The organism is Streptomyces sp. NPDC096105 (assembly GCF_044763335.1).
In the GTDB taxonomy this organism is placed as follows: Bacteria; Actinomycetota; Actinomycetes; order Streptomycetales; family Streptomycetaceae; genus Streptomyces.
In genome coordinates this window covers 361268-386097 of sequence record NZ_JBIWGC010000001.1, presented here as the reverse complement: position 1 = coordinate 386097, position 24830 = coordinate 361268, and the positions used below count along the sequence as shown (strand labels likewise).

The 24830-nt window shown below is 73.8% G+C and carries 19 protein-coding genes and 1 pseudogene; 13 read left to right on the top strand and 7 right to left on the bottom strand.

Translation table 11 applies throughout. The annotated features are described in order from the left end of the window. Positions 1-101 precede the first annotated feature (101 nt). The 7 genes from ACIQ8B_RS01725 (at position 102) to ACIQ8B_RS01695 (ending at position 10843) form a co-directional block, all read left to right on the top strand. Positions 102-1493, top strand: a complete 1392-nt coding sequence (locus ACIQ8B_RS01725) for a nitrate/nitrite transporter (RefSeq protein ID WP_403544486.1) — start codon at positions 102-104, stop codon at positions 1491-1493. After that, positions 1486-3579: a molybdopterin oxidoreductase family protein gene (locus tag ACIQ8B_RS01720; RefSeq protein ID WP_403544484.1), complete on the top strand. Its 2094-nt coding sequence runs from the start codon at positions 1486-1488 to the stop codon at positions 3577-3579. The genes ACIQ8B_RS01725 and ACIQ8B_RS01720 overlap by 8 nt, the downstream gene beginning before the upstream one ends. A gap of 8 nt (positions 3580-3587) precedes the next feature. Continuing rightward, positions 3588-5027 (top strand): FAD-dependent oxidoreductase, encoded by a 1440-nt coding sequence (locus ACIQ8B_RS01715; RefSeq protein WP_403544482.1) that lies wholly within the window; start codon positions 3588-3590, stop codon positions 5025-5027. Further along, entirely contained in the window at positions 5024-6286 is a 1263-nt protein-coding gene (locus ACIQ8B_RS01710; RefSeq protein WP_403544480.1) for an FAD-dependent oxidoreductase, read from the top strand. Before ACIQ8B_RS01715 ends, ACIQ8B_RS01710 begins: the two co-directional genes overlap by 4 nt. Before the next feature lie 121 nt (positions 6287-6407). After that, on the top strand, positions 6408-7973 hold the full coding sequence (locus ACIQ8B_RS01705) for a carboxylesterase/lipase family protein (protein WP_403544478.1): 1566 nt from the start codon (positions 6408-6410) through the stop codon (positions 7971-7973). Between the two features lie 57 nt (positions 7974-8030). Next, positions 8031-9884 (top strand): asparagine synthase (glutamine-hydrolyzing), encoded by a 1854-nt coding sequence (gene asnB, locus ACIQ8B_RS01700; RefSeq protein WP_403544476.1) that lies wholly within the window; start codon positions 8031-8033, stop codon positions 9882-9884. A gap of 101 nt (positions 9885-9985) precedes the next feature. After that, on the top strand, positions 9986-10843 hold the full coding sequence (locus ACIQ8B_RS01695) for an arylamine N-acetyltransferase (RefSeq protein ID WP_403544474.1): 858 nt from the start codon (positions 9986-9988) through the stop codon (positions 10841-10843). 61 nt (positions 10844-10904) lie between these two features. On the opposite strand, the gene ACIQ8B_RS01690 is transcribed toward ACIQ8B_RS01695, so the two are convergent. The 7 genes and pseudogenes from ACIQ8B_RS01690 to ACIQ8B_RS01660 all read right to left on the bottom strand — a co-directional run bounded on the left by ACIQ8B_RS01690 (position 10905) and on the right by ACIQ8B_RS01660 (position 17198). Further along, on the bottom strand, positions 10905-11231 hold the full coding sequence (locus tag ACIQ8B_RS01690; protein WP_403544472.1) for a shikimate kinase: 327 nt from the start codon (positions 11229-11231) through the stop codon (positions 10905-10907). Positions 11232-11305: 74 nt separating this feature from the next. Then, a pseudogene (locus ACIQ8B_RS01685) lies at positions 11306-11392 on the bottom strand (shikimate kinase); the annotation flags it as partial. 29 nt (positions 11393-11421) lie between these two features. Continuing rightward, positions 11422-12606 (bottom strand): chorismate synthase, encoded by a 1185-nt coding sequence (aroC, locus tag ACIQ8B_RS01680; protein WP_403544470.1) that lies wholly within the window; start codon positions 12604-12606, stop codon positions 11422-11424. Continuing rightward, entirely contained in the window at positions 12575-14518 is a 1944-nt protein-coding gene (locus tag ACIQ8B_RS01675) for an anthranilate synthase family protein (RefSeq protein WP_403544468.1), read from the bottom strand. Before ACIQ8B_RS01675 ends, aroC begins: the two co-directional genes overlap by 32 nt. Continuing rightward, positions 14515-15138 (bottom strand): isochorismatase family protein, encoded by a 624-nt coding sequence (locus ACIQ8B_RS01670; protein WP_403544466.1) that lies wholly within the window; start codon positions 15136-15138, stop codon positions 14515-14517. The genes ACIQ8B_RS01675 and ACIQ8B_RS01670 overlap by 4 nt, the downstream gene beginning before the upstream one ends. 43 nt (positions 15139-15181) lie before the next feature. Further along, positions 15182-15952, bottom strand: coding sequence for a 2,3-dihydro-2,3-dihydroxybenzoate dehydrogenase (locus tag ACIQ8B_RS01665; protein ID WP_365422617.1), 771 nt, complete (start codon positions 15950-15952; stop codon positions 15182-15184). A gap of 73 nt (positions 15953-16025) precedes the next feature. Then, on the bottom strand, positions 16026-17198 hold the full coding sequence (locus tag ACIQ8B_RS01660; protein ID WP_403544463.1) for a 3-deoxy-7-phosphoheptulonate synthase: 1173 nt from the start codon (positions 17196-17198) through the stop codon (positions 16026-16028). An 874-nt stretch (positions 17199-18072) separates the two neighbouring features. On the opposite strand from ACIQ8B_RS01660, the gene tal reads away from it, so the two are divergent. From tal to ACIQ8B_RS01630, 6 genes are all read left to right on the top strand, one after another. Further along, positions 18073-19209, top strand: a complete 1137-nt coding sequence (gene tal, locus ACIQ8B_RS01655; protein ID WP_403544461.1) for a transaldolase — start codon at positions 18073-18075, stop codon at positions 19207-19209. Between the two features lie 649 nt (positions 19210-19858). Further along, a complete protein-coding gene (locus tag ACIQ8B_RS01650) occupies positions 19859-21883 on the top strand; it encodes an ATP-binding protein (protein ID WP_403544459.1) in 2025 nt (674 codons plus the stop codon). Positions 21884-22021: 138 nt separating this feature from the next. Next, the gene (locus tag ACIQ8B_RS01645; protein ID WP_198602574.1) at positions 22022-22447 is read left to right on the top strand and encodes a roadblock/LC7 domain-containing protein; all 426 of its coding nucleotides are present in this window, start codon (positions 22022-22024) and stop codon (positions 22445-22447) included. Beyond that, the gene (locus ACIQ8B_RS01640) at positions 22444-22803 is read left to right on the top strand and encodes a DUF742 domain-containing protein (RefSeq protein WP_106414478.1); all 360 of its coding nucleotides are present in this window, start codon (positions 22444-22446) and stop codon (positions 22801-22803) included. The genes ACIQ8B_RS01645 and ACIQ8B_RS01640 overlap by 4 nt, the downstream gene beginning before the upstream one ends. Then, on the top strand, positions 22784-23401 hold the full coding sequence (locus ACIQ8B_RS01635) for an ATP/GTP-binding protein (protein WP_106414479.1): 618 nt from the start codon (positions 22784-22786) through the stop codon (positions 23399-23401). The genes ACIQ8B_RS01640 and ACIQ8B_RS01635 overlap by 20 nt, the downstream gene beginning before the upstream one ends. Further along, positions 23398-24678, top strand: a complete 1281-nt coding sequence (locus tag ACIQ8B_RS01630; protein WP_290009819.1) for a cytochrome P450 — start codon at positions 23398-23400, stop codon at positions 24676-24678. The genes ACIQ8B_RS01635 and ACIQ8B_RS01630 overlap by 4 nt, the downstream gene beginning before the upstream one ends. Positions 24679-24830 lie beyond the last annotated feature (152 nt).

Here is a 24830-nt window from a genome sequence, read left to right as displayed (position 1 = left end):
GCGGGCCCACCCCCCCCCATGGGCCCGCGCCCCCGTCACCCCCCGCACGGCGGCCCGGCGCCACCCTCCGGGCCGCCTCCCCAGCCGAGGAGTTGCCCCCGATGACGGCACTGCGCGCCTCCCGACGCCGGATCGAGCACTGGGATCCGGAGGACGAGGAGTTCTGGGAGCGCACCGGCAAGCACGTCGCACGACGCAACCTCGTCCTGTCCGTCCTCTCCGAGCACATCGGGTTCTCGATCTGGAGCATGTGGTCGGTCCTGGTGCTGTTCATGTCCCCGGCCATCGGCCTGGGATTCACCCCGAGCGAGAAGTTCCTGCTGGTGGTCACCCCCACCCTGGTGGGCGCGCTGCTGCGCCTGCCGTACAGCCACGCCGTGACCCGTTTCGGCGGGCGCGACTGGACCGTCTTCAGCTCGGTCCTGCTGTTCGTCCCGGCCCTGCTGGCGCTGTACTTCGTCCAGCGGCCCGGCACACCCCTGTGGGTGTTCCTGCTCGTCGCCGCGACCGCCGGCGTCGGCGGCGGCAACTTCGCCTCCTCGACCACCAACATCGCCCACTTCTTCCCCCGGCGTCACCAGGGCTGGGCGCTCGGCCTCAACGCCGGCGGCGGCAACCTGGGCGTCGCCGTCATCCAGCTCGTCGGCCTGCTGGTCATCGCCACCGCGGGCGACACCCACCCCGCCTACGTGATCGCCGCCTACCTGCCGCTGATCGCCCTGGCCGCGGTGCTCGCGGCGCTCGGCATGGACAACGTCGCCACGGGCCCGGCCCCGGCGGGCGTGCTGCGCGAGGCGGTGGGCGACCCGCACACCTGGTGGATCTCGCTGCTGTACCTGGGCACGTTCGGCTCGTTCATCGGGTACGGCTTCGCCTTCGGGCTCGTGTTGCAGAACCAGTTCGGCTCGACACCGCTGGAGGCCGCCGGGCTCACCTTCCTCGGGCCGCTGCTCGGCTCGCTGTCCCGCCCGCTGGGCGGCCGGCTCGCCGACCGCTGGGGAGGCGCCCGGGTCACCTTCTGGAACTTCCTCGCCATGGGCGCCGGCACCCTCCTGCTGCTGGCCGCCTCGGCGCACGACTCCCTCGCGCTGTTCGTCGCCGTCTTCACGGTGCTGTTCGTGCTCAGCGGGCTGGGCAACGGCTCCACGTACAAGCTGATCCCGGTCGTCTTCGCCGGGCAGGCGGAGGCCGCCGTCACCGCCGGCCACGACGCGACCGAGGCCTTCGCCCGGGCCCGCCGCCTGACCGGCGCGGTCATCGGCATCGCGGGTGCCGTCGGCGCGCTCGGCGGCGTCGTCGTCAACCTGGCCTTCCGGGCGTCCTACGGCAGCCGCGGCACGGGCGAGCCGGCCTTCTGGTTCTTCCTCGCCTTCTACGCGGTGTGCATGGCCGTCACCCTGCTGGTCTACCTGCGCACCCCGCACGGCACCCCGGCGGGCGACGCACGGCAGGCGCGGCGGGCCGCCGAGTCCTCGGAGGTCACCCGTGCCTGACAGCGCGCCGCGCACGAGCGTGGCCACGCACTGCCCGTACTGCGCCCTGCAGTGCGGCACCCGCCTCGGCCACGGCGCCTCGGGAACCGTGGTGGAACCCTCCGACTTCCCCGTCAACGACGGCAGCCTGTGCCAGAAGGGCTGGACGGCGCCCGCGGTGCTCGACGTCCCGGACCGGCTGCGCCGGCCGTTGCTGCGGGGCCCGGACGGCCGTCTCGCCCCGGCCGACTGGGACACCGCCCTGGACACGGTCGCCGCGCGGCTGCGGCGCATCCGCGACGAGCACGGCCCGGACGCGCTCGCCGTGTTCGGCGGGGGCGGCCTCACCAACGAGAAGGCCTACCTGCTGGGCAAGTTCGCCCGGCTCGCCCTCGGCACCAGCCAGATCGACTACAACGGCCGGTTCTGCATGTCCTCGGCCGCCGCGGCCGGGAACGCCGCCTTCGGCCTGGACCGCGGGCTGCCGTTCCCCGTCGCCGACCTCGACGCGGCGGACACGATCCTGCTCGCCGGCGCCAACCCCGCCGAGACCATGCCTCCGCTGATGCGGCACCTGCGGAAGGCGGACCTGATCGTCATCGACCCGCGCCGCACCAAGACCGCCGAACGGGCCGCCCTGCACCTGCAACCGGTGCCCGGCACCGACCTCGCGCTGGCGCTGGGACTGCTGCACATCGCCGTGAGCGACGGCTGGTGCGACAAGGAATACGTCCAGGAACGGACCACCGGCTTCGACGCGGCCTGGCGGCGCGCCGTCGCCTGGTGGCCCGAGCGCGTCGAACAGGTCACCGGCGTCCCCGTCGCCGAACAGCGCGCCGCCGTGGAACTGCTGGGCCGGGCGCGCCGGGCCTACGTGCTGACCGGACGGGGCGCCGAGCAGCACAGCAAGGGCACCGACACCGCCGCGGCCTTCATCAACCTCGCCCTCGCCCTGGGCCTGCCCGGCGTCGCCGGCAGCGGCTACGGCTGCCTGACCGGGCAGGGCAACGGCCAGGGCGGCCGCGAGCACGGGCAGAAGGCCGACCAGCTCCCCGGCTACCGCATGATCACCGACCCGGAGGCACGGGCCCACGTCGCCCGGGTCTGGGGCACCACACCGGACGCCCTGCCCGGCCCCGGCCGCAGCGCCTGGGAACTGCTCGACGCGCTCGGCACCGAGGGCGGCCCGCGCGCCCTGCTGGTGTTCGGCTCCAACCCCCTGGTGTCCGCGCCCCACTCCGCCCACGTCGCCGACCGGCTGGCCGCCCTCGACCTGCTGGTGGTGGCCGACTTCGTGCCCTCGGAGACCGCGCGGACCGCCGACGTCGTCCTGCCGGTCGCGCAGTGGGCCGAGGAGGAGGGCAGCCTGACGAACCTGGAGGGCAGGGTGCTGCGCCGCCGCCGGCTGCTGCCCCCGCCGGAGGGCGTGCGCACCGACCTGGAGGTCCTGCACGGCTTCGCGGTCCGGCTCGGCGAACCGGCCCACCGCTACCCGACGGCGCCGCGCCAGGTCTTCGACGAACTGCGGCGCGCCTCCCGCGGCGGCACGGCCGACTACTCCGGCATCACCTACGAGCGGCTGGACGCGGGGGAGGCCCTGCACTGGCCCTGCCCCGAACGTCCCGGCGGGCAGCCGCACCCCGGCACGCCCCGCCTCTTCCTCGACGGCTTCGCCACCCCGGACGGCCGCGCCCGGTTCGCCGAGGTCGACCACCGCGACCCGGCCGAGACGCCCGACGCCGACCACCCCCTGTACGCCACCACCGGCCGGGTCCTGGCCCACTACCAGTCCGGCGCGCAGACCCGCCGCGTGCCCGAACTCAACGACGCCGTCCCCGAGCCGTACGTCGAGATCCACCCCGACACCGCCGAACGCGCGGGTCTGCGCGAGGGCGGCCCGGCCCGCGTCACCTCGGTCCGCGGCACCACGGTCGCGCGGGTCAGGCTGGTCGGCAGCATGCGCACGGACACGGTGTTCCTGCCGTTCCACCATCCCGGCGCCGGCCGGGCCAACCTGATCACCGGAACCGCCCTCGACCCCCGCAGCAAAATGCCCGAATTCAAGGTCTGCGCCGTGCGGGTCGAACCCGGCTCCGGCGCACCGTGAGGCCGGCCATGACCGTCATGCACCACGTCCTCGTCGTCGGCCACGGACCCGCGGCGCACCGGCTCGTCGAGCGGTTGCGGGCGCACGGGCACCGCGGCCCGGTCACCGTCCTCGGCGCGGAGCCGCGGCCGGCCTACAACCGGGCGCTGCTCACCTCCGTCCTCGACGGCACCCTCACCGCCGGGGACCTGGAACTGCCCGCCCCGCCCGACGGCGTGCGCGTCAGGCCCGGCGTCACCGCCACCGCCGTCGACCGCGCCCGCCGCCTGGTGCGCACCGACACCGGCGAGACCCTCGGCTACGACCGGCTGGTGCTCGCCACCGGCGCCCGGCCGAGGATCCCGCAGCTGCCCGGCGTACTCACCGCGGACGGCCGGCTCACCGAGGGCGCCACCACCCTGCGCACCGCCGACGACGCCGAACAGCTCGCGGACGGGCCCGTGGTGGTGCTCGGCGGCGGCATGCTCGGCATCGAGACCACCCTCGCGCTGCTGCGCGCCGGCCGCGACGTCACCCTCGTGCACCCCGGGCCGCACCCCCTGCACGACCGGCTCGACGACACGGCCGGCGCCCTGCTCGCGAGCCGGCTGCGCTCCGCCGGCGCCCGCCTGCGGACGGGGCGCGCCGCCGTGGAGTACCGGCCCGGCAAGCTGGTCCTCGACGACGGCGAGGTCCTGCGGGCCGACGCGCTCGCGCTGTGCACCGGAGTCGAACCCGAGACCGCGCTCGCCCGGCGCGCCGGACTGGCCGTCCGCACGGGCATCGTCGTCGACCGGCACCTGCGCACCGCCGATCCGCACGTCCACGCCCTGGGCGACTGCGCCGAGTTCGGCGGCGAGGTGTCCGGACTCGTCGGCACCGCCTGGGAACAGGCGGAGAGCCTCGCCCGGATCCTCGCCGGTCACGACACGCACCACCGCGCCGGCCGGCCCGTGCTGCGGCTGCGGGCGCCCGGCCTCGACCTGGCCTGCCTCGGTCCGCCCGACCCGCCGGGCGCCACCCGGCACATCACGCTGTCCGACCCGGCCCGGGGCCGCCACGCCGCGCTCGCCCTCGACGGGGACCGCGTCGCGGGCGCGGTCCTCATCGGCCTGCCGCGCGCCACCGCCGCGCTCACCCAGCTGTACGCGCGCGAACTGCCGGTGCCGTCCGACCGGTTCGCTCTCCTGCTGGGCACCGAGGCCGGCGCACACCCCGCCCGCGTCGAACTGCCGGACGCGGCGGTGCTCTGCCACTGCAACCACGTCACCAAGGCCGACCTGCTGCGCGCCTGGCGCGCCGGCGCCCGCGACCTGACGGGGATCGCCGCCGCGACCCGCGCCACCACCGGCTGCGGCGGCTGCGCGGACGACGTGCGCATGGTCCTCGCGTCGGCGTCCGGAGCGACCGGAACACCGTCGACCGGAGCGACCGGAGCGTCGTCGACCGGAGGGAACAGCGACCCATGACCCGCACCCCGCGCACCCTGGTGGTCGTCGGACACGGCATGACCGGCCACCGCCTCGTCGAGCACCTGAGGGCCCAGGACCGGCACGGCACCTGGCGTGCCGTCGTCCTGGCCGAGGAGCCCCGCCCCGCCTACAACCGGGTCGCCCTGTCGTCCTACCTGGAGGGCAGGAGCGCCGCCGACCTCACCCTCGCGGACCGGGCCTTCCTCACCGACCCCCTGGTGGAGCTGCACACGGCCACCCCGGTGACCGGCATCGACCGGCAAGCCCGCACGGTCACCACCGCCGACGGCGCCGTCAGACGCTACGACGCCCTCGTACTGGCCACCGGGTCCCGGCCGTTCGTGCCGCCCGTCCCGGGGCGCGACCTGCCCGGCTGCTTCGTCTACCGCACCTTCGACGACCTCGACGCCCTCCGCGACACGGCACGCGAGGGCCTCCCCGGTGTCGTGGTCGGCGGGGGCCTGCTCGGCCTGGAGGCCGCCAACGCGCTGCGGCTGCTCGGCGTTCGCCCCCACGTCGTGGAACTCGCGCCGCGCCTGATGCCGGTACAGCTCGACCACGGGGGAGCACACGTGCTCACCCGGCTCGTCACCGGTCTCGGACTGCGGGTGCACTGCAGCACCGCCGTCCGCGAGATCCACCCGGCCGCCGACGGCAGGGTCGGCGGGGTCACCCTCACCGACGGCACCGCGCTCGACGCCCGGCTGGTGGTGTTCTCCGCGGGCGTGCGCCCCCGCGACGAACTGGCCGGACCCGCCGGACTCGCCACGGGCGGACGCGGCGGCTTCCTCGTCGACGACCTGTGCCGCACCGAGGACCCGCACATCTGGGCCGTCGGCGAGTGCGCGGCCGTCCGGGGCCGCACCTACGGGCTGGTCGCCCCCGGCTACCGGATGGCCGAACTCGTCGCCGACCGGCTGCTCGACCGCCCCACGACCCCCTTCACCGCCCCCGACACGGCCGCCAAGCTCAAACTCCTCGGCGTCGACGTGGCCAGCTTCGGCGACGCCCACGCCGAGACCGAGGGCGCCGTGGAGTACGTCCTGCGCGACGACACGGCCGGCACCTACGCCAAGCTCGTCCTCGACCCCGAGGGGCGGGTCCTGCGCGGCGGTGTGCTCGCCGGCGACGCCACCGCCTACCGCACCCTGCGCGCCCTGACCGGCAGCGAACTGACCGCCCCGCCCGACCGGTTGCTGTCCGCGCCGGGCCCCGGCGGCCCGCCGCCCCCGCACCGTGCGGCGGACGCGGCCTGACTTGACGGAGTAGTGACCGGCGGTTGGCGGCCCGCCCGGCACCGGGGCGACGATCACTGTGGCCCCATGGTGCGCGCGCGCCGCCCCCGACAACGCCGAGGCGGGAAATGAGGTTCACCAGATGCCCAGTCGCACAGTGGTCGTCCGGACGACGACGGGACGAGTGGCCGGAGAGCGGGCCGACGGACTGACCGTCTTCCGGGGCGTGCCCTACGCGGCCCCGCCGGTGGGCCCGCTGCGGTTCTCCTCGCCCCGGCCGTCCGAGCCGTGGCAGGGCGTGCGGGACGCCACCGCCTTCGCGGCCCCCTCCCTGCAGGGCGACTACCTGCCCGACAGCAGCGAGGACAGCCTCTACGCCAACGTGTGGACCCCGGACGTGGCGGGCCGTCTGCCGGTCCTCGTCTACATCCACGGCGGCGGCTGGATGCTCGGCGCGGGCAGCGAACCCGACTACGACGGCGCCCGCACCGCCGTCCACGGCCGCATGGTCGTCGTCAACTTCAACTACCGCCTCGGCGTGTTCGGCTGGGGCCTGCACGAGGACCTCACCGACCCGCGTACGGGATCCTGCGCGAACTGGGGCCTGCAGGACCAGGTCGCGCTGGTGCGCTGGGTCCGCGACAACGCCGCCGCGTTCGGCGGCGACCCGGACAACATCACCGTCTCCGGCACCTCGGCGGGCGGCTCCAGCACCTGGCAGCTCGCTCTGCTGCCCGAACTGCGGGGCGTCATCAAGAGGATCATCCCGATCAGCGTCAAGCACGTGTGGGAGCCGGCCAGTTCCACCACCCCCGAGGAGTCCCGCCGGGTCTACGAGCACCTGGCCCGCCGCTTCGGCACCACCGTGCCCGGCCTGCGCGCCGTACCGGCCGCCGACCTGCGTGACGCCTTCGACGAGGTGTACGCGGGCAGCCCCACCGAGCGGTTCGTGCAGGGCGGGCGCGAGTACCGGGGGCCGGTCGTCGACGGGCGGTGGATGCGCGGCTACGACCACGAACTTCCCACACCGCGCATCCCGATGATGCCCGTCTACTGCCGCACCGAGGGCTCCTTCTTCACCACCGGCCCCGGCTACCCCTACCAGGGTCCCCACCCGGCCGACGAGGCGGGACTGCGCGCCGCCGTCCGCGAGGTCCTCGAGAAGGGCGCCGTCAAGGTCACCGACGAGCAGGTGGACGACTGCGTCGCCCACTACCGGCGGGCGTCCGAGGCGGAGGGCCTGCCCCGGGACCCGGTGTCGGTGTGGACACAGGTGTGGGGCGACGGGCTGTTCCGCTACCAGATCGTGCGGCTGGCCGAACGGCACGCCCGCGAACGCGACCCCGCCGCCTCGCCGCAGTACCTGATGGAGTTCTCCCACCCGCTCAGGCCGCCGTACGCCGGGACCACCCCGCACGAGGCCGTCGCGAAGTTCCTCTTCGGCACGTTCGCGCTGCCGGTCAACGCGCCCGCCTACGGGGACGGACCACTGGAGCGGCGGATCTCGGACACGCTGATCGACCTGGTGGCGGCCTTCGCCCGCGGCGGGACACCGAGCAGCGGACACGCGCCCGCCTGGCCGGTGTTCAGCCCGGACCGGCCCACCGTGATGGTCCTCGGCGGCGAGCGGGTGGCGCGGATCGGCACGGTGTCGGCCCAGCCCCACCTGGCGTACTGGGACCGCGCCGGCTGGGCGCCGCGGCCCTGAGCACCACTCCATCCCCCCGCTCTGCATCACCACAGGAACGAAAGGACTGGGACTTCGATGTGCGGACTCGCAGGCTGGGTCGCCTACGACCACGATCTGTCGGTACACGGCGGGACGGCGTCGGCCATGACGGAGACGCTGGCGTGCCGGGGCCCCGACGACCGCGGTGTGTGGATCTCACCGCACGCCGCCCTCGGGCACCGGCGGCTCTCCATCATCGACCTGGAGGGCGGCCGCCAGCCCATGCACGTCACCGGTGAGGGCGACGGCCTCCCCGTCCTCGTCTACACCGGCGAGGTGTACAACTACCGCGAGCTGAAGGAGGAACTCGTCGGCCTCGGCCACGCCTTCCGCACCTCCAGCGACACGGAGGTCGTCCTGCACGCATACCTGGAGTGGGGCGAGCACTTCGCCGAACGCCTCAACGGCATGTACGCCCTCGCCCTGTGGGACCCGCGGACCGAGGAACTCCTCCTCGTCCGCGACCGCATGGGCGTCAAGCCCCTCTTCTACTACCCGACGCCCGACGGCGTGCTGTTCGGCTCCGAGGCCAAGGCCATCCTGGCGCACCCCGATGCCGAGGCGGTCGTCGACCGCGAGGGCCTGGCGGAGATCTTCGCCATCATCAACACCCCCGGCCACGCCGTCTTCAAGGGCATGCACGAAGTGGTGCCCGGCACCGTCGTGCGCTTCCACCGCGGCGGCCACACCACCCGCACCTACTGGCAGTTGGAGGCCCGTCCGCACACCGACGACCTCGACACCACCGTCACCCGCATCCGCGAACTCCTCGAGGACATCGTCGAACGTCAGCTCATCGCGGACGTCAAGGTGGGCACCCTGCTCTCCGGCGGCCTCGACTCCAGCGCCATCACCGCGCTCGCCGCCAAGGTCTTCCGCGACCAGGGCAAGCAGGAGCGTATCAAGGCCTTCTCCATCGACTTCAAGAACAACGAGGAGAACTTCCGCGGCAACGGCATCTGGATGGACCCCGACACGCCGTACGCCGTCGACGTCGCCCGCCGCTCCGGCGCCGAGCACGTCATCGTCGAGCTGGAGAACCACCACGTCCTCGACGAGGACGTGCGCATGCGGGTGCTGCGCGCCCAGGACCTGCCCATCTCCACCGGCGACATGGAGCACTCCCTCTACCACCTGTGCAAGGCCCTGAAGGAGCAGGTGACCGTCGCCCTGTCCGGCGAGACCGCGGACGAGCTCTTCGGCGGCTACAACTGGTTCTTCGACAAGGAGGCCGTGGAGGGCGACACCTTCCCCTGGTACGACGCCTGGCGCCGGCTCGGCGGCCTGGACACCATGAAGGAGATCGGCCTCTGGGACCGGCTCGGCCTCGACGAGTACGTCGCCAAGCGGTACGCCGAGGCGCTCGCCGAAGTGCCGCGCCTGGAGGGCGAGTCCGCCGACGAGGCGCGGATGCGGGAGCTGTCGTACCTCAACATCAGCCGCTGGGAGAACTTCCTGCTGGACCGCAAGGACCGCATCAGCATGGCCGCGAGCCTGGAGGTGCGGGTGCCGTTCACGGACCACCGGCTGGTGGAGTACGTCTTCAACGTGCCGTGGGCCATGAAGACCTTCGACGGCCGTGAGAAGAGCCTGCTGCGCGCCGCAGCGAGCCACGTCCTGCCCGAGTCGGTGCTGGAGCGCAAGAAGAGCCCCTACCCGTCCACCCAGGACGTGGAGTACGTGCGGGCCCTGCGCGCCAAGGTCGAGGCCCTGCTGGACGGTTCCCCCGTGCTCGACCTCGTGCCGGCCGAGGGCATCCGCAAGCTCCTGGACAAGCCCGTCGAGTCCTACGCCGGTCTCGGCGGCCTGTGGGGCATGCGGGCCGTGATGGAGCGCCTGGTCGAGTTCGACGCGTGGGTGAAGGAGTACGACGTCCGCGTGGAGTGGTGACGCTCCCACCGGCGCGGCGTGCGGCGCGCGGCACCCGGACGGGCCGCGCGCCGCACCGCCGTGCGATCCGACCCACCTCTCGCACCGGCGGAAGGACGCTCATGGACACTTCAGGCCTGCCCCTCGTGGTCGACGACTCCCCGGAGTGGGGCAGCGAACGGCTCGACCTCGACGCCTATCTCGCCCGCATCGGCTACCGGGGGCCGCGCGAGACCTCCCTCGCGGCGCTCCGCGCCCTGCACCGCGCCCATCGGGACTCCGTCTGCTTCGAGAACGTCGACATCGCCCTGGGGCGCACGGTCTCCCTCGACATCGACGCCGTCCAGCGCAAGATCGTCCAGGCGGGCCGCGGAGGATACTGCTACGAGACGAACCTGCTGTTCGCCGCCGCGCTGGACCGCTTCGGCTTCCCCGTCACGCGGCTCCTGGTCCGCATCCGCGAGGGCAGCGGCAAGCGCCGGTTCCGCTCCCACACGGCCCTGCTGGTGCGGGCGGACGACACCGTGTGGCTGGCCGACCCCGGCTACGGCTACGCCGCGCTCGTCGAACCCATCGCCCTGCGACCCGAAGCGGAGAGCACCGTCGCCGGCTGGTCGTGGCGGCTGACGACCGAGGACGGCCACTGGCTCCTGCAGTACCGGCGGCCCGAGGGCTGGTTCGACATCTACGCCTTCCGCACCGAACCCCAGTACGCGGTCGACTTCCAGGCCGCCCACTACGTCAGCTCCACCCGCCCCGGCTCGCCCTTCGTCGGGCAGCTCGTGGTGCAGCGGGCCGGCGACGAGGAGCGGTACCGGCTCAAGAACAACGAGTTCATGACCGAGTACCGCAGCGGCGAGCAGCGCCTGCGCCTCCTGCGCCCGCACGAGACCGTGGACGCCGTGCGCACCGTGTTCGGGCTGCCGCTCACCGCGGAGGAGGAACGGCTGCTGCACGGCTTCCTCGCCGCCCGGCGGTGACGGGCGCGCCACCGCACGAGAGCTCCCCGCCTTCCGGGCGGGGAGCTCTCGTGCAAGGGCTTCAGGCCTTCACCTCCCGCGGGGCCGGCGCCGCCGGCACGGCCTCCACGACCCCCTCCGGGGTGCGCCCGCCGGTGCCGGCGACCGCCCGGGCGACCTCCGTGCGGAACGGACGGCGTGCCGCGGCCGGCGCACGCCGCCGCCGGTGCGGATCACCCGCCGGCAGCGGCCGGCCGGGGTCCCGGCCGGTCCGCCGCACCGCCTCGCCGGCGTCGGCGTCGAGGAAGACCACCGGCAGTCCGGACGGCAGCGCCCGGGTCCGCGGATCGAGGACCGCCCCGCCGCCCGGCGCGAGCACGCCGTCGTGCCCGGCCGGGGCCCGGGCCACCGCCCGCGCCCCGGCCGCCGGAAGGCGGACTCGCCGTCGCCGGCGAAGACCTGGGCGATGGTCCGGCCCCGCTCGGCGACGACGTCCTCGTCGGCGTCCCGGCAGGCGACGCCGAGCCGCTCGGCCGGCAGTCGCCCGACGGTGGACCTGCCCCCGCCCATCGGGCCGGCCGGCACGGCCGGCGGCCCGCTCATCGGACGGTGAGGTGCTCGAGGTACGAGGTGACGTTGCGGCGGGTCTCGGCAACGCTGTCGCCGCCGAACTTCTCCGCCACCGCGTCCGCCAGCACCAGCGCGACCATGGCCTCGGCCACGATCCCGGCCGCCGGGACCGCGCACACGTCCGAGCGCTGGTGGTGCGCCTGGGCGGCCTCGCCCGTGGAGACGTCCACCGTCCGCAGCGCCCGGGGCACGGTCGCGATCGGCTTCATCGCGGCCCGCACCCGCAGCAGTTCACCGGTGGACAGACCGCCCTCCGTGCCGCCGGAGCGGCCCGAGGCCCGTCTGACGCCCTCCTCGGTCGCGAGGATCTCGTCGTGCGCCTCGGAACCCGGCACCCGCGCCAGCTCGAAACCGTCTCCCACCTCGACGCCCTTGACGGCCTGGATGCCCATCAGCGCGCCGGCCAGCCGGGCGTCGAGCCTGCGGTCCCAGTGCACGTGCGAGCCGAGGCCGACCGGCACGCCGTAGGCCAGGATCTCCACCACGCCGCCGAGGGTGTCGCCGTCCTTGTGCGCCTGGTCGATCTCGGCGACCATCGCCTTCGACGCGTCCGCGTCCAGACAGCGCACGGGATCCGCGTCCAGCCGCTCCACGTCCGCCGGCGTCGGGTACACGCCCTGCGGCGCCTTGGCCGAGGCCAGCTCCACGACGTGGGAGACGATCTCGACGCCGGCCGTCTCCTTCAGGTACGAGCGGGCCACCGCGCCGAGCGCCACGCGGGCGGCGGTCTCCCGGGCGGAGGCGCGCTCCAGGACCGGCCGGGCCTCGTCGAAGCCGTACTTCTGCATGCCGGCCAGGTCGGCGTGGCCGGGACGCGGGCGGGTGAGCGGGGCGTTGCGGGCCAGTCCCCGGAGGATGCCGGGGTCGACCGGGTCGGCCGCCATGACCTGCTCCCACTTGGGCCACTCGGTGTTGCCCACCATGATCGCGACCGGGGAGCCCAGGGTCAGTCCGTGCCGGACGCCGCCCAGGAACGTGACCTCGTCCCGCTCGAACTTCATCCGGGCACCGCGACCGTGGCCGAGCCGCCGCCTCGCCAGGTGGTCCGCCACCATGTCCGTGGTGATCGGCACGCCGGCGGGAAGACCCTCCAGCGTCGCCACGAGTGCGGGACCGTGGGACTCACCCGCGGTCAGCCAGCGCAACCTGCTCAACGGTGCCGCGCTCCTTTCCCGTCGCGTGGGGGAGAACCTCCTTGACGAGGTCGCCGATGATCCGCACGCCGTCCTGGGTGAGCACCGACTCGGCGTGGAACTGCATCGACGCGAAGTGCGGGCCGCGCAGCGCGTGCACCTCACCGGTGTCGGGGTCGCGGCTGACCTCCACCACGCCCACCCCCTCGCACTCGGCCTTGTCCTCCTCGGCGCGGGCGGCGAACGTGTTGTAGAACCCGACCCGTTCCCGGGATCCGAACAGGTCGATCTCCCGCTGCACGCCCTGGTTGGGCACCGCCCGGCGCACCAGCGGGAAACCGAGCAGCGTGCACAGCGTCTGGTGGCTGAGGCAGACGGCGAGGAACGGGCGCCGCTCGTCGAGCAGGGTGCGCACCGTGGCACGCAGGTGCGCGATCTTCGGGTGCCCGACGTCGCGCGGATCGCCCGGACCGGGCCCCATCACCACGAGGTCGTAGCCGTCCGTGGAGTAGGGCTCGTCGAAGCGTCGGACCGTCACCCGCAGCCCCAGGGAGCGCAGTTGGTGGTCGAGCATGGACGTGAACGTGTCCTCGGCGTCCACGACCAGCACGCGGCGTCCGCTCAGCTCCGGACCGGGCCGCGCCCCGGAGCCGTGACCGGCCAGCCAGAAGCCGGCGAGGGTGGCGTTGCGCCGCTCCAGCGCCGACCGGACCCGCGGATGGTCCGCGAAGCGGGCCGGCCCGTGGTTCTCGACGGCCGCGAGCAGACCCGCCGCCTTCGCCGCGGTCTCGGCGACCTCGCTCTCCGGGTCGGAGTGCCGTACGAGCGTGGCGCCGACGCCGATCCGCAGCCGGCCGGTGGCGTCGATGTCGGCGGTACGGATCAGGATGGAGGAGTCCAGGGCCCGCCCGCCGTGCTCGTCACGGCCGATCAGCGCGACGACACCGCTGTAGTAGCCGCGCCCCTCGGGTTCGTACCGGTTGATGACCCGGCAGGCGTTCTCCAGCGGGCTGCCGGTGACGGTCGGGGCGAAGAGCGTCTCGCGCAGGATGTCGCGCGGGTCGCGCGTGCTGTGCCCCTCGATGAAGTACTCGGTGTGGGCGAGGCGGGCCATCTCCTTGAGATACGGCCCGACCACCCGGCCGCCCTCCTCGCAGATCCGGGCCATCATCTTCAGTTCCTCGTCCACGACCATGTACAGCTCGTCGGCCTCCTTGCGGTCGGCGAGGAAGTCGAGCACCTCCGGCAGCGCCGGGCCCGTGGACGGGTAGCGGTAGGTGCCGCTGATCGGGTTCATCACCGCCAGGCCCTCGCGCAGGCTGATGTGCCGCTCGGGAGTGGCGCCGACGAGCGTGCGCGAGCCGGTGTGCACCAGGAACGTCCAGTAGGCGCCGCTCTCGCGTTGCAGCAGGCGCCGGAAGACCGCCAGCGCGTGCCGCGGGGTGTAGCCGGTGATGTCGGCGGTGTAGGTGCGCTTGATGACGAAGTTGGCGCCCTCCCCGGTGCCGATCTCGTCCTTGACGACCCGGCGGACGGTGGCGGCGTACTCCTCGTCCGGGACGTCGAAGCCGCCGCCGGACAGCTCCACGGGCAGGTCGGGGATCCGGGTCAGCACCTCGGTGACGGGCACGGCGGCCTGACCGGTGACGGTCATGGCCAGCAGCGGCGTGCCGTCGTCGGGGCAGTCGAATCCGCGCTCGGCGATCTGCCGGTAGGGCACGAGGGCCAGGACCTCGTGGCGGGGGCCGCCGGATGTCTCCGCGGTGTCGGGCAGGGGCAGTTCGGCGAGGGTGCGCGGCTCGGCCGCCTCGCCGACGACGACGTCCAGCACGCCCGGACCCGTCGTCTCGGGACGGTGCAGCAGGGCGTACGCGGCCGGTGGCCGGTCGCCCAGGATCCGGCCGAGCAGGTCGCCGTTCGCGGTGCCGGTCATGCCAGGACCTCCTTGGTGGTGACGACGACGGCGCAGCGCTGCGCCGCGTACTCCAGGGCCAGCCGGTGGTGGTGCTCGGAGAAGTCGGCCACGGCGTCGGCCACCAGGAACGGCTGGATGTCGTGGGTGAACGCCTCGACGGCGGTCATCAGCACGCCGACGTGGGCGTACACGCCGCACAGCACCAGTTGGTCCCGGCCGGCGGCGCGCATCCGCTGCAGCAGGTCGGAGCGGAAGAAGGCGCTGTAACGCCACTTGGTGAGCTGCCAGTCGCCGGGGGCCGGGGCCAGTTCGCCGACGACCTGCCGGTCGGCGGGGGCGGTGCGCATGCCCGGGCCCCAGAAGTCCTTCAGCAGGCCCCGCTGTTCGTCGGTCATGCCGCCGGGCTGCGCCGTGTACGCCACCGGCACGCCGAGCCCGGCGCAGTGCTCGCGCACCTGCCGCGCGTTGTCCACGAGTTCCTCCCGCAGGCCGTCGGGCAGGGGCCGCAGGAAATAGCGCTGCATGTCGTGCACCAGCAGGACGGCGCGGTCCGGGTCGACGGACCACTGGGCCACGTTGGCGGGCACGTCGCCGGCCGTCGGCATCGGGTAGGGGGTGATCTCGGGTATACCTGCCATGAGTTGCTCTCCTGGTCGCCTCAGGTCGGTGGGGGGGCGGGGCTCAGGCGCCGAGCGCGGCGCCGCCGTCGACGGTGAGTTCGTGCAGGGTGATGTGGGAGGCCTCGTCGGACAGCAGGAAGGCGACGGCGTCGGCGACGTCCGAGGGACGGGCCACCTTGCCCAGCGGGATGCCGACCCGGAACGCGTCCAGCCGCCCCTCGATCGTGTGCTTCGGGCCGGACTCGTCGTGCCACATGGAGGTGAGCATCGGGGTGCTGGTGGAGCCCGGCGCCACCACGTTGCAGCGGATGCCGTCCCGGGCGACCTCCAGGCCCAGGCTCTTGGTGAACATGGTCGCCGCCGCCTTGGACGCGGCGTAGGCGGCCATCTGCACCCGCGGGGTGGCGGCGGCGTTGGACGCCACGGTGACGATCGCGCCCCGCCGACGCGGCAGCATGCGGTTGACGACGGCCCGCGACATCAGGAAGACGCCGGTGGCGTTGACGGCGAACGTCGTCGTCCAGTCCTCGTCGGTGAGGTTGCGCACGGTGCCCAGGCGCAGCACGCCGGCCCCGTTGACCAGGTACTCCAGCGGGCCGAGGCGCTCCTCGGCCGTGCGGACCACGGCGTCGACGTCGGCGGCGCTGGTGACGTCGGCGGGCAGGGCCTGCGCCTCCAGGCCGTCCGCGCGCAGCTTGTCCACCACCTGCCGCAGCCGGTCGGCGTCGCGGTCCACGGCTCCCACCACCGCGCCGCGTTCGCCGAGGGCGCGGGCCACCGCCTCGCCGATGCCGCCCGCCGCCCCGGTGACGAGTGCGACCTTTCCGTCCATTGTCAGGACCTCCTCATCTGCGTGTCTGCCCGACGGCCGTGCCCCGTGCCGGCCGGGGTGGGTGGCGGAGCCGTCAGCCGAGCCAGGCCGAGGCCACGGCGACGGCCTGGCCCGGGTTGAGGCGCGGATCGCAGTAGGACGTGTACTTGTCCGCGACGTGCTCGACGCAGGCGTCGTTGGGGACGCACTCGGTGACGTCGTCCGGCGTGGTCTCCAGGTGCAGCCCGCCGATGATGCCGCCCTCGGAGCGGACGGCCTCCTGGAACTCCTGGATCTCCCGCTCGATCGTCTCCAGGTAGCGGGTCTTGAGGCCGCCCGGCAGGGCGACGGTGTTGCCGTGCATGGCGTCGGTCAGCCAGATCACCGGGTGCCCGGCATCGCGGGCCGCGGCGACGAGCCCCGGCAGCCGGTCGCCGACCGTGGCCGCTCCCATCCGGGCGATGAGGGTCAGGCGGCCCTTCTCCCGGTCGGGGTCGAGCCGTTCGCACAGCCCGAGGAGCTCGTCGGCCGTCACCTTGGGCCCGATCTTGCAGGCGACCGGGTTGGCGACCCGGGACAGCAGGGCGACGTGCGCGCCGTCGAGCTGACGGGTGCGCTCGCCGATCCAGGGCCAGTGCGTGGAGGTGAGGACGAGCCGGCCCCGCTCGTCCCGGCGGACCATGGGGAGTTCGTAGTCCAGGATCAGTGCCTCGTGGCTGGTCCACACCGGCGGCTCGACGGCGTGCCGCGGTCCGGCGTCCTGCCAGCCGAGCTGGGTCATGATCTCGCGGGCCGCCTGGTAGCAGTCCAGCATGCGGCCGGGTTCCGGGCGCCGGCTCTCCGGGTCGGGCTCCGGGCCGTTGACCATGTGGCCCCGGTAGGACGGCAGTTCCACACCGCCGACCAGTTCGGTCGGGCTGGAGCGGGGCTTGCCGAACTGGCCCGCGATCCGGCCCACACGGATCACCGGCTTGTGCGTGATCATCTTCAGCGCGCCGGCCAGCAGGTCCAGCACCGCGGCCTTCCGGGCGACATAGCCGGGCGTGCACTCGGCGGGGTCCTCGGCGCAGTCGCCGGACTGGACGACCAGGGCCTCGCCCGAGGCGACCCGGGCCAGCAGCGAACGCAGCGTGTCGACGTCCGCCGCGTCGACGAGGGCGGGTCGGCGGGCCAGGGTGTCCGTGACCTGCCGCACCCGCGCCGCGTCACCCCATTCGGGCTGCTGCCTGGCCGGTTTGTCCTTGATGTCGAGCAGGGCGTCGTCCACTGGTGTCTCCTTTGGCGAAGGGCGTGACTGCGGCGCGCCATCGCCGGGGCGGGGAGAACCCCGTGACGCGCGGCCGTGCGGGTCTCGGACGTGGGCCGGCGGGGCCGGGCGCACCGGGGTGTGCCGGGGCCGCCGGTCATCGGACAAGCCGCACGAGCGGCGCCGCCGCGGGCCGTGCGGGTGGTGCCCGTCCGCGCGTCGGGGGCGCGACGACCGCCGCTTTGTTCGGCACGCGGAATAGCTCTGGTGATAGCTCCGCTCGTGCGATAGGTGGCGGGAACGCCGCGGCTGGGAATTGCTCGCTTTGCGGCGGACCCGGACGCCGGGGCACGCAATGGGCGCTGCCCCGTAAATGCGTTACCGGCCCGGAGGCGGTGCTTTCCGCTTCACCCGGTTCCGGTGCCGGGCCGGGGGACCGGAACGGCCCCCACGGGGCCGCGCGCGGCCCGGCCCGGATTCGAAAAATCGTTCGAGTGTCGCCCCCGGAGGAGCCGCGACGGGGCGCGGACGGAGAAAACAGGCCGTTCTCCCAGGTGACGAGCCCCCCTGCGCCGGTCGGCGTCCGAATTGCGGACAAGACCCGTGCAGGGCCGTCGAGGACGGCGATGTGGGTCGTGCATGCGGTGCTCCTCGGCAGACGGAGTGGTCGTGCCGGACCTCGGGCCGGCTGTTCGCCCCGATCCTGTATCGAAAGCGAAGGCAGGCCCAATGGCGATCGACGGACTTCGTCAAATAGCCGCTACTTCATCAAGTCGATGTCGGAACCACTTTGCGCCAATGTGGCATGACACCCGTAGTTCATCGCGGGTGCATGCGAATAACCTGACGGCGATGCTTGAACTCTCCATGGACTAGCAAGGAGTGACGATCCGCCATGTCGGACCGGCTGAGGCAACCGGGCGTGCTGGAGCTGGACGAACTGGTCGCGGAGGGCGTCTCGCCCTGGCTGGACGGACTCACCCGCGGTCACCTCGCCTCCGGATGCCTGACCCGGCTCATCGCGCGCACCGGCGTCCGGGGCGCCACGTCCGACCCGGCCGCGCTGGCAGCGGCGGTCGAGAGCGACGACGCCTACCGCGAACAACTCGCGGGCCTGGCCTCCGACGACATCTGCGCCGCCGACGCGGTACGTGCGGTGGCGGCGTACGACGTCCGCTGGGCCTGTGACGAACTCCGCCCGGTGTACCAGGCCACACGCGGCCTGGACGGCCTGGTGTCGATGGACCTGGACCCGCGCCTCGCCCACGACGTCGAGTCGGCCGTGGCGGAGGCGGAGCAGGCGCTGCGCGCGGTGAACCGGCCCAACGCGATGGTCAAGCTGCCGGCCACCACGGAGGGGATCGCCGCGATCAGGGAGTGCGTCGGTGCGGGCTTCCCCGTCCACGTCACCGCGGTCTTCTCGGCCTCGCGCTACCGCGAGGCCCTCGACGCCTATGTGGAGGGCCTCCAGCGCGCGCTGGCCGACGGCCGGCGACTCCCGGCGCTGGCCTCGGTCGTCTCACTGCCCGTGGGCCTGTTGGACGCTGAGGTGGACGCGCGGCTGGAGGACCTGGGCACCTCCGACGCCCTGGCGCTGCGCGGCGAAGCCGCTGTGGCACGGGCCCGCCACTTCTACCGGATGTACGACGACTGGTTCGGCGGCGCCGACTGGCGGGCCCTGGCCGCCGCGGGGGGCCATCCGCAACGGCTGATGTGGACGGCCACGACCGTGACCGAGCCCTCGTCGTCCCTCACCCGCTACGTCGAGCAGCTCGTCACCTGGGGCACGATCACCTTGATGACCCTGCCCACCCTGGAGGCGGCCGCCCGACGGCTCGACATGTGCGGCGACACGCTGATGGGCCGTCACGGCGCGGCTCTCGAGGTCTGGAGACGACTGGAAGGCCTCGGCATCGACGGCGAAGAGGTCGCCAGGAAGCTGGAGGCCGAGAGCGTCGAAGGGCTGGCGGCCGCGTGGCGTGACCTGTACGCGGCAGTGGACGCGGGGCGGCACACGGCTCACCGGACGTGACCGGGCCGGGGGCCGGAGGCGGAGTCGCCGGCCTGTCCGGCTCCCGACTCCCGGGCCGCTCGGGCGGCAGGAGCGGAGGGGTCGCCTCCGGCTGCCTCCGCGCGACCCGGGCCGATCCGGTGCCGCTCTCCTCTTCCTCCGGGGCCCCGTCCCCCTCCGCGGGAACCCCCGTGTGCCCCCGCTCACGCACACCGGCGCGAACGGCCGTCACCGAAGCTTCACGAGCGGCGGCAGTCCTTCACCTCCGCGCCCTCCTCGTCACGGCGGCCAGGGGGGAAACGCCCCTGGCATAGGCGTAGTTGGCCAAAAAACGATGCCTCGCGTGAGTGAGGCGGGCGCGGAGAAGCGCCCTGTGGAGCGGATGTGACGGACCGTTAGCTCTCGGCGGAGGCGCGTTGTCGCACTCCGGCCCGGCTCGTCCGGCGTCGTCAGGACTACCACAGCGGAACGCACGAGCGATGAGTTCACGACGAACTCATTTCGCTGACGAGCTGTTCAGCAAGCGGGGCTTCCGCGCGCATCCGGGTGATTAGCATGAGCCGTACGTGGTCGGAAGATCGCCTTCTCCTGGCCGATCCCTTCCCCGGCCCGCGGCCGTCATCGCACGGCCGCCCCCTTCCCCTGCTCTCACCGACCGAGGGACCGCTCCATGCCAGTGCCTGCCTCTCCCAGCCAGCACCCACCGGCGGGGGCGCCGCGCACCTCGTTCGCCGCACGGGCGGCCGTGCTGGTGGTGACCGCCGCCGCCGGAGGCGCGGCGCTCGCCCTGGCACCGTCCGGCGCCACCTCGTGGGCCCTGGCCGTGGTGCTGGCCGGATGGGCGTGCGTGGCCGTCACCGTCCTCGTCGACCACCGCTTCGTCCAGCGGGCCCGCTCCACCGCCGCCGAGCGGGAGTCGGAGATCAGCCGCCTGCGCGCCGAGGCGGCCCGGCGGTCCGCGGAGATCTCCCACCTGGCCGGAGTCACCCTGCCCGCCGTGGCCGAACGGCTGCGCGAGGGAACGAGCGCCGCCGACGTGCTGGCCGCCGTGCCCCCGCCGTCCGACCCGCAGCTCTCCCGCATCACCCACACCTTCGCCGCCACCGTCGAGGAGGACGTGCGGCGCGTGTTCACCCTCGAGGACGAGTACCGCGCGGTCCGCGACGAACTCGACCGGACCGCGGCCGAACACGACCGGTTCGTACGGGAGACGATGCCGGCCGCGGTCGCCCGGCTCCGCGAGGGCCGCTCCGCCGACACCGTGCTCGCCGAGACCGACCTGCCGCAGCTCCCCGCCCTGCGCGCCCCGGCGGAATCGTTCATCCGTGAACTCGCCTACAGCGAGCGGCGCGCCGCCGCCGCCCAGGCCGCCTCCGCCAAGGCGCTCAGCCGCGTCCAGGCGAAGGCCGTCCAGATGCTCGCCGACCTGCGCGAGATGCAGGAACGGCACGGCGAGGAGGTCTTCGGCGACCTGCTGAGGCTGGACCACAGCACCTCCCAGCTCGGCCTGATGACCGACCGGCTGGCGCTGCTCATGGGCGGCCGGTCCAGCCGCGCCTGGAACAAGCCGATCGTGATGGAGAGCATCCTGCGCGGCGCCGCCGGCCGCATCGCCGCCTACCAGCGGGTGCGCCTGCACTGCTCCACCCGTTCCGCGGTCGCCGGTTTCGCCGCCGAGGGCGTCATGCACCTGCTCGCCGAACTGATGGACAACGCGGCGAACTTCTCCCCGCCCATCGACGAGGTGCACGTCTACGTCGAGGACCGCAGCGCCGGCATCGTCGTCACCATCGAGGACAGCGGCCTGAAGATGGCCGCCGCGGCGATGCGGCGCGCCGAGGAGGCCGTCACCGGCCGCGTCACCGACCTCGCCTCGCTCCAGGGCACCCGGCTCGGCCTCGCCGTGGTCGGCCGGCTCGCCGCGAAGTACGGCATCAGCGTCAACTACCGGCCGTCCTCCCGCGGCGGCACCGGCGTCGTCGTCCTGCTGCCGCTGAACCTGCTCGCCCAGCAGCGCGAGCCCGCGCCGCACGAGACGGCCGGCCGGGGCGAGGCGCTGGCCGGCCGCGGCGGAGCGGCCCGGGGCGTGCCCGTCCCGTCCCCGTCGACGTCCGGCTCGGCCCCGCTGCCCGCCCGCGGCTCCCACGACGCGGACGCCCTGCCCACCCGTGGTTCCCGGAGCGACGCGGACGCCCTGCCCACCCGTGGTTCCCGGAGCGACGCGGACGCCCTGCCCGCCCGCGGCTCCCACGACGACCATGACAACGCTGCCGAGGCCCGCCCCGCGGCCGCCGCGCTGCCCGCCGCCCCGGAGCCGGCCTCCTGGCCCGAGCGCCCGGCCGCCCGCACCGAGCGGTCCGGCCTGTCCTCGGTACCCGGCCAGGGACGGCACCGGCAGCCCGAGGGCACCACCCTGAACGGCCTTCCGGTCCGCGCCCCCGGCCGCACCATGGCCGAGGCGGAACGCGAGCGCGAGCAGCGCCAGTCGGCGGCCGCCCGCTCCGGCGACACGGGGTCGGCACGGCGCGGCGCGCGCGACGCCGGTTCACGGTTCGGCGCCTTCCACCGCGGCGCCCGGCAGTCCGGCACCGGCGCCGCCGGCACGTCAGGAAACGGCATCACCGGCGCGTCCGGCAGCGGCAACACCGGCACGTCCGGAACCGACGCCGGTTCCCAGCCGCCCGCGGCTCCCTAGTCCCACCCCTCCCGTACGGTGCCGCCCCCGGCCCCGCACGGCGTCCGGGGCGACGGCGCCCCTTCCCGCTCGAGCACGTGAGATAGGAGGAACGGGCCGGTGACCGGCATGCCGGACACCACCGTCCCATCACCCACCATGCAGACCACGACCACCGACAACAGCCTCAACTGGCTCCTGCAGGGTCTCCTGGAGCGGACCCCCGGCGCACGGCACGCCCTGGTCCTCTCCCGTGACGGCCTCAAGCTCTGCTGGAGCGAGCACCTGACCCTCGACCTCGCCGACCAGCTCTCGGCCATCTGCTCCGGCATCCAGGCCCTCGCCCAGGGTGCCTCCATGGAGTTCGGCGACGGCACCGGCGGCGTACGGCAGTCGATGACCGAGTTCCACGGCGGCCTGCTGTTCATCGTGGAGGCCGGCGAGGGCGCGCACCTCGCCGTCGTCGCCGGGGAGGACGCCGACCCCGGCGTGGTCGGCCACCAGATGACGGAGCTGGTCGAGCAGATCGGCGACCACCTGCGGGCCGAACCCCGAACCGAGGCCGCGGGGAGCGGAACCTCGTGACCCCCCGCAAACCCGTCGACACGGGCGACCCGGACCGGCTCTACACCGTCACCGGCGGACGCAGCCGCGCCGACGAGTCCTTCGACCTGGTCACCTTGATCGTCAGCGAGAGCGCGCCGACGCCGGGGATGCAGTCGGAGCACGTCCGGATCCTGGAACTGTGCGCACACCCCGTCGCCGTCGTCGAGATCGCTGCGGAACTCGGGCTGCCGGTCACGGTCGTACGCATCCTGCTCGGCGACCTGCTGGACACCGGACGCATCACCGCGCGCCACCCGCGCGCGGCGGCGTCCGTCGCCTCCCTGCCCGATTCCGCCCTACTCCAAGAGGTGCTCCATGGACTCCGCAACCTCTGAGCTGCCCACCCACCGCACACCGCTCCGCGACACCGCGGAGACGGGTCTGAAGATCGTCGTCGTGGGCGGGTTCGGCGTGGGCAAGACGACCCTGGTCCGTTCCGTGAGCGAGATCCGGCCGCTGAACACCGAGGAGGTGATGACCCAGGCCGGCGTGGGCGTCGACGAGACCGACGGGGTGAGCACGAAGACCACCACCACGGTCGCCTTCGACTTCGGGCGGATCAGCCTCAACGACCGCATGGTGCTGTACCTCTTCGGCGCGCCCGGGCAGGAGCGCTTCTGGTTCCTGTGGGACCGGCTGTTCTCCGGCACCCTGGGCGCCGTGGTCCTCGTGGACACGCGGAGGATGGACGACTCCTGGTACGCCATCGACCGCCTCGAGCACCACGGCACGCCGTTCGTGGTGGCCGTCAACCGGTTCGACGACAACAGCGTCCGGTACTCCCTGGACGAGATACGCCAGGCGCTCGCCCTCCCCGCGCACGTGCCGATGGTCGACTGCGACGCCCGGGTCCGGGCCTCCGGCAAGGACGTGCTGATCACCCTCGTGAACCACCTCCACGACCTGGCCACCGCCAAGGAGGCGACACTGTGACCGATCCGGCCGCTCCCTTCGCGCACCCGGCCCGCACCGGCGACGGGCCGCCACCGGGGTGCCCCGCGCACGCCGGCGCGGTGAGTCTGACCGGGCTGGACTTCCAGCAGACGCCCTCGCAGCTCTACCGCACGATGCGCCGTGAACACGGCCCCGTGGCACCGGTGCTGCTCGACGGCGGCATCCCGGCCTGGCTGGTGCTGGGCTACACCGAGCTCACCTATGTGACCAGTCACGACGAGCTGTTCGCGCGGGACTCCCGGCGCTGGAACCAGTGGGAGAACATCCCGTCGGACTGGCCGCTGCTGCCGTACGTCGGCTACCAGCCGTCGGTGCTGTTCGCCGAGGGCGACGAGCACCGGCGGCGGGCCGGAGTGATCACCGAGGCGCTGGAGGGCGTCGACCAGTTCGAGCTGGCCAACGAGTGCCTGCTGATCGCCGACGACCTCATCGCCCGGTTCGCCGGCAGCGGCCAGGCCGAGCTGATGTCCGACTACGTGCACCCCCTGCTGATGCGCGCCGTCGTGCAGATGTGCGGCATGCCGGCGACCGGTGAGGACACCCGCGGGCTCGTCGACGACCTGCGCATCTCCCTGGACGCCGCGGAGGGCGAGGACCCGGTCGCCGGGTACAACCGGGTGGGTGAACGGCTGCGGGAGCTGGTCAAGGAGAAGCGGACGGCGCCCGGCCCGGACGTCACCTCGCGCATGGTGACGGACCCGGCGGGACTCTCGGACGAGGAGATCGTCCAGGACCTCATCTCGGTGATCTCGGCGGCCGAGCAGCCGACGGCCAACTGGGTCTGCAACACCCTGCGTCTGCTGCTGACGGACGAGCGCTTCGCCGTGAACGTCTCGGGCGGCCGGCTCAGCGTCGGCGAGGCGCTCAACGAGGTGCTGTGGCTGGACACCCCGACGCAGAACTTCATCGGGCGCTGGGCGGTGCGGGACGTCCAGCTCGGCGGCCGGCAGATAAAGGCCGGCGACTGCGTGGTGCTGGGCCTGGCCGCGGCCAACACCGACCCGCAGATCTGGCCCGAGGGCCACGTGGGCGCGGAGAACGCGGCGCACCTGTCGTTCAGCAACGGTGAGCACCGCTGCCCGTACCCCGCCCCGCTGCTGGCGGACGTGATGGCGCGGACGGCGGTCGAGACGCTGCTGGAGCGGCTGCCGGACCTGGTCCTGGCCGTCGAGCCGGAGGAACTGGTCTGGCGTCCGTCGATCTGGATGCGGGGCCTGATGGAACTGCCGGTGCAGTTCACGCCGGTGGTGCAGTAGCGCTCCGCCGGTGCGGGAGGGCTCCGCGGCGCGCGGGACACTCCGGCGAGGCGGGGAGGGGCGCCCGCGGAGGTGCGTGCGGGCGTCCGCGGATGTCCGGGCGGGCGCTGCCCCCGCGGGCGGCCCGGCGCGGCGGGATCCGGCCGGGGCGG

Bases quoted from the DNA above. Each gene is read 5' to 3' on its own strand.
- ACIQ8B_RS01725 (WP_403544486.1), top strand. From the start codon at position 102: ATGACGGCACTGCGCGCCTCCCGACGCCGGATCGAGCACTGGGATCCG.
- ACIQ8B_RS01715 (WP_403544482.1), top strand. From the start codon at position 3,588: ATGACCGTCATGCACCACGTCCTCGTCGTCGGCCACGGACCCGCGGCG.
- ACIQ8B_RS01710 (WP_403544480.1), top strand. From the start codon at position 5,024: ATGACCCGCACCCCGCGCACCCTGGTGGTCGTCGGACACGGCATGACC.
- ACIQ8B_RS01705 (WP_403544478.1), top strand. From the start codon at position 6,408: ATGCCCAGTCGCACAGTGGTCGTCCGGACGACGACGGGACGAGTGGCC.
- asnB (WP_403544476.1), top strand. From the start codon at position 8,031: ATGTGCGGACTCGCAGGCTGGGTCGCCTACGACCACGATCTGTCGGTA.
- ACIQ8B_RS01695 (WP_403544474.1), top strand. From the start codon at position 9,986: ATGGACACTTCAGGCCTGCCCCTCGTGGTCGACGACTCCCCGGAGTGG.
- ACIQ8B_RS01675 (WP_403544468.1), bottom strand. From the start codon at position 14,518: ATGACCGGCACCGCGAACGGCGACCTGCTCGGCCGGATCCTGGGCGAC.
- ACIQ8B_RS01670 (WP_403544466.1), bottom strand. From the start codon at position 15,138: ATGGCAGGTATACCCGAGATCACCCCCTACCCGATGCCGACGGCCGGC.
- ACIQ8B_RS01665 (WP_365422617.1), bottom strand. From the start codon at position 15,952: ATGGACGGAAAGGTCGCACTCGTCACCGGGGCGGCGGGCGGCATCGGC.
- tal (WP_403544461.1), top strand. From the start codon at position 18,073: ATGTCGGACCGGCTGAGGCAACCGGGCGTGCTGGAGCTGGACGAACTG.
- ACIQ8B_RS01650 (WP_403544459.1), top strand. From the start codon at position 19,859: ATGCCAGTGCCTGCCTCTCCCAGCCAGCACCCACCGGCGGGGGCGCCG.
- ACIQ8B_RS01645 (WP_198602574.1), top strand. From the start codon at position 22,022: ATGCAGACCACGACCACCGACAACAGCCTCAACTGGCTCCTGCAGGGT.
- ACIQ8B_RS01635 (WP_106414479.1), top strand. From the start codon at position 22,784: ATGGACTCCGCAACCTCTGAGCTGCCCACCCACCGCACACCGCTCCGC.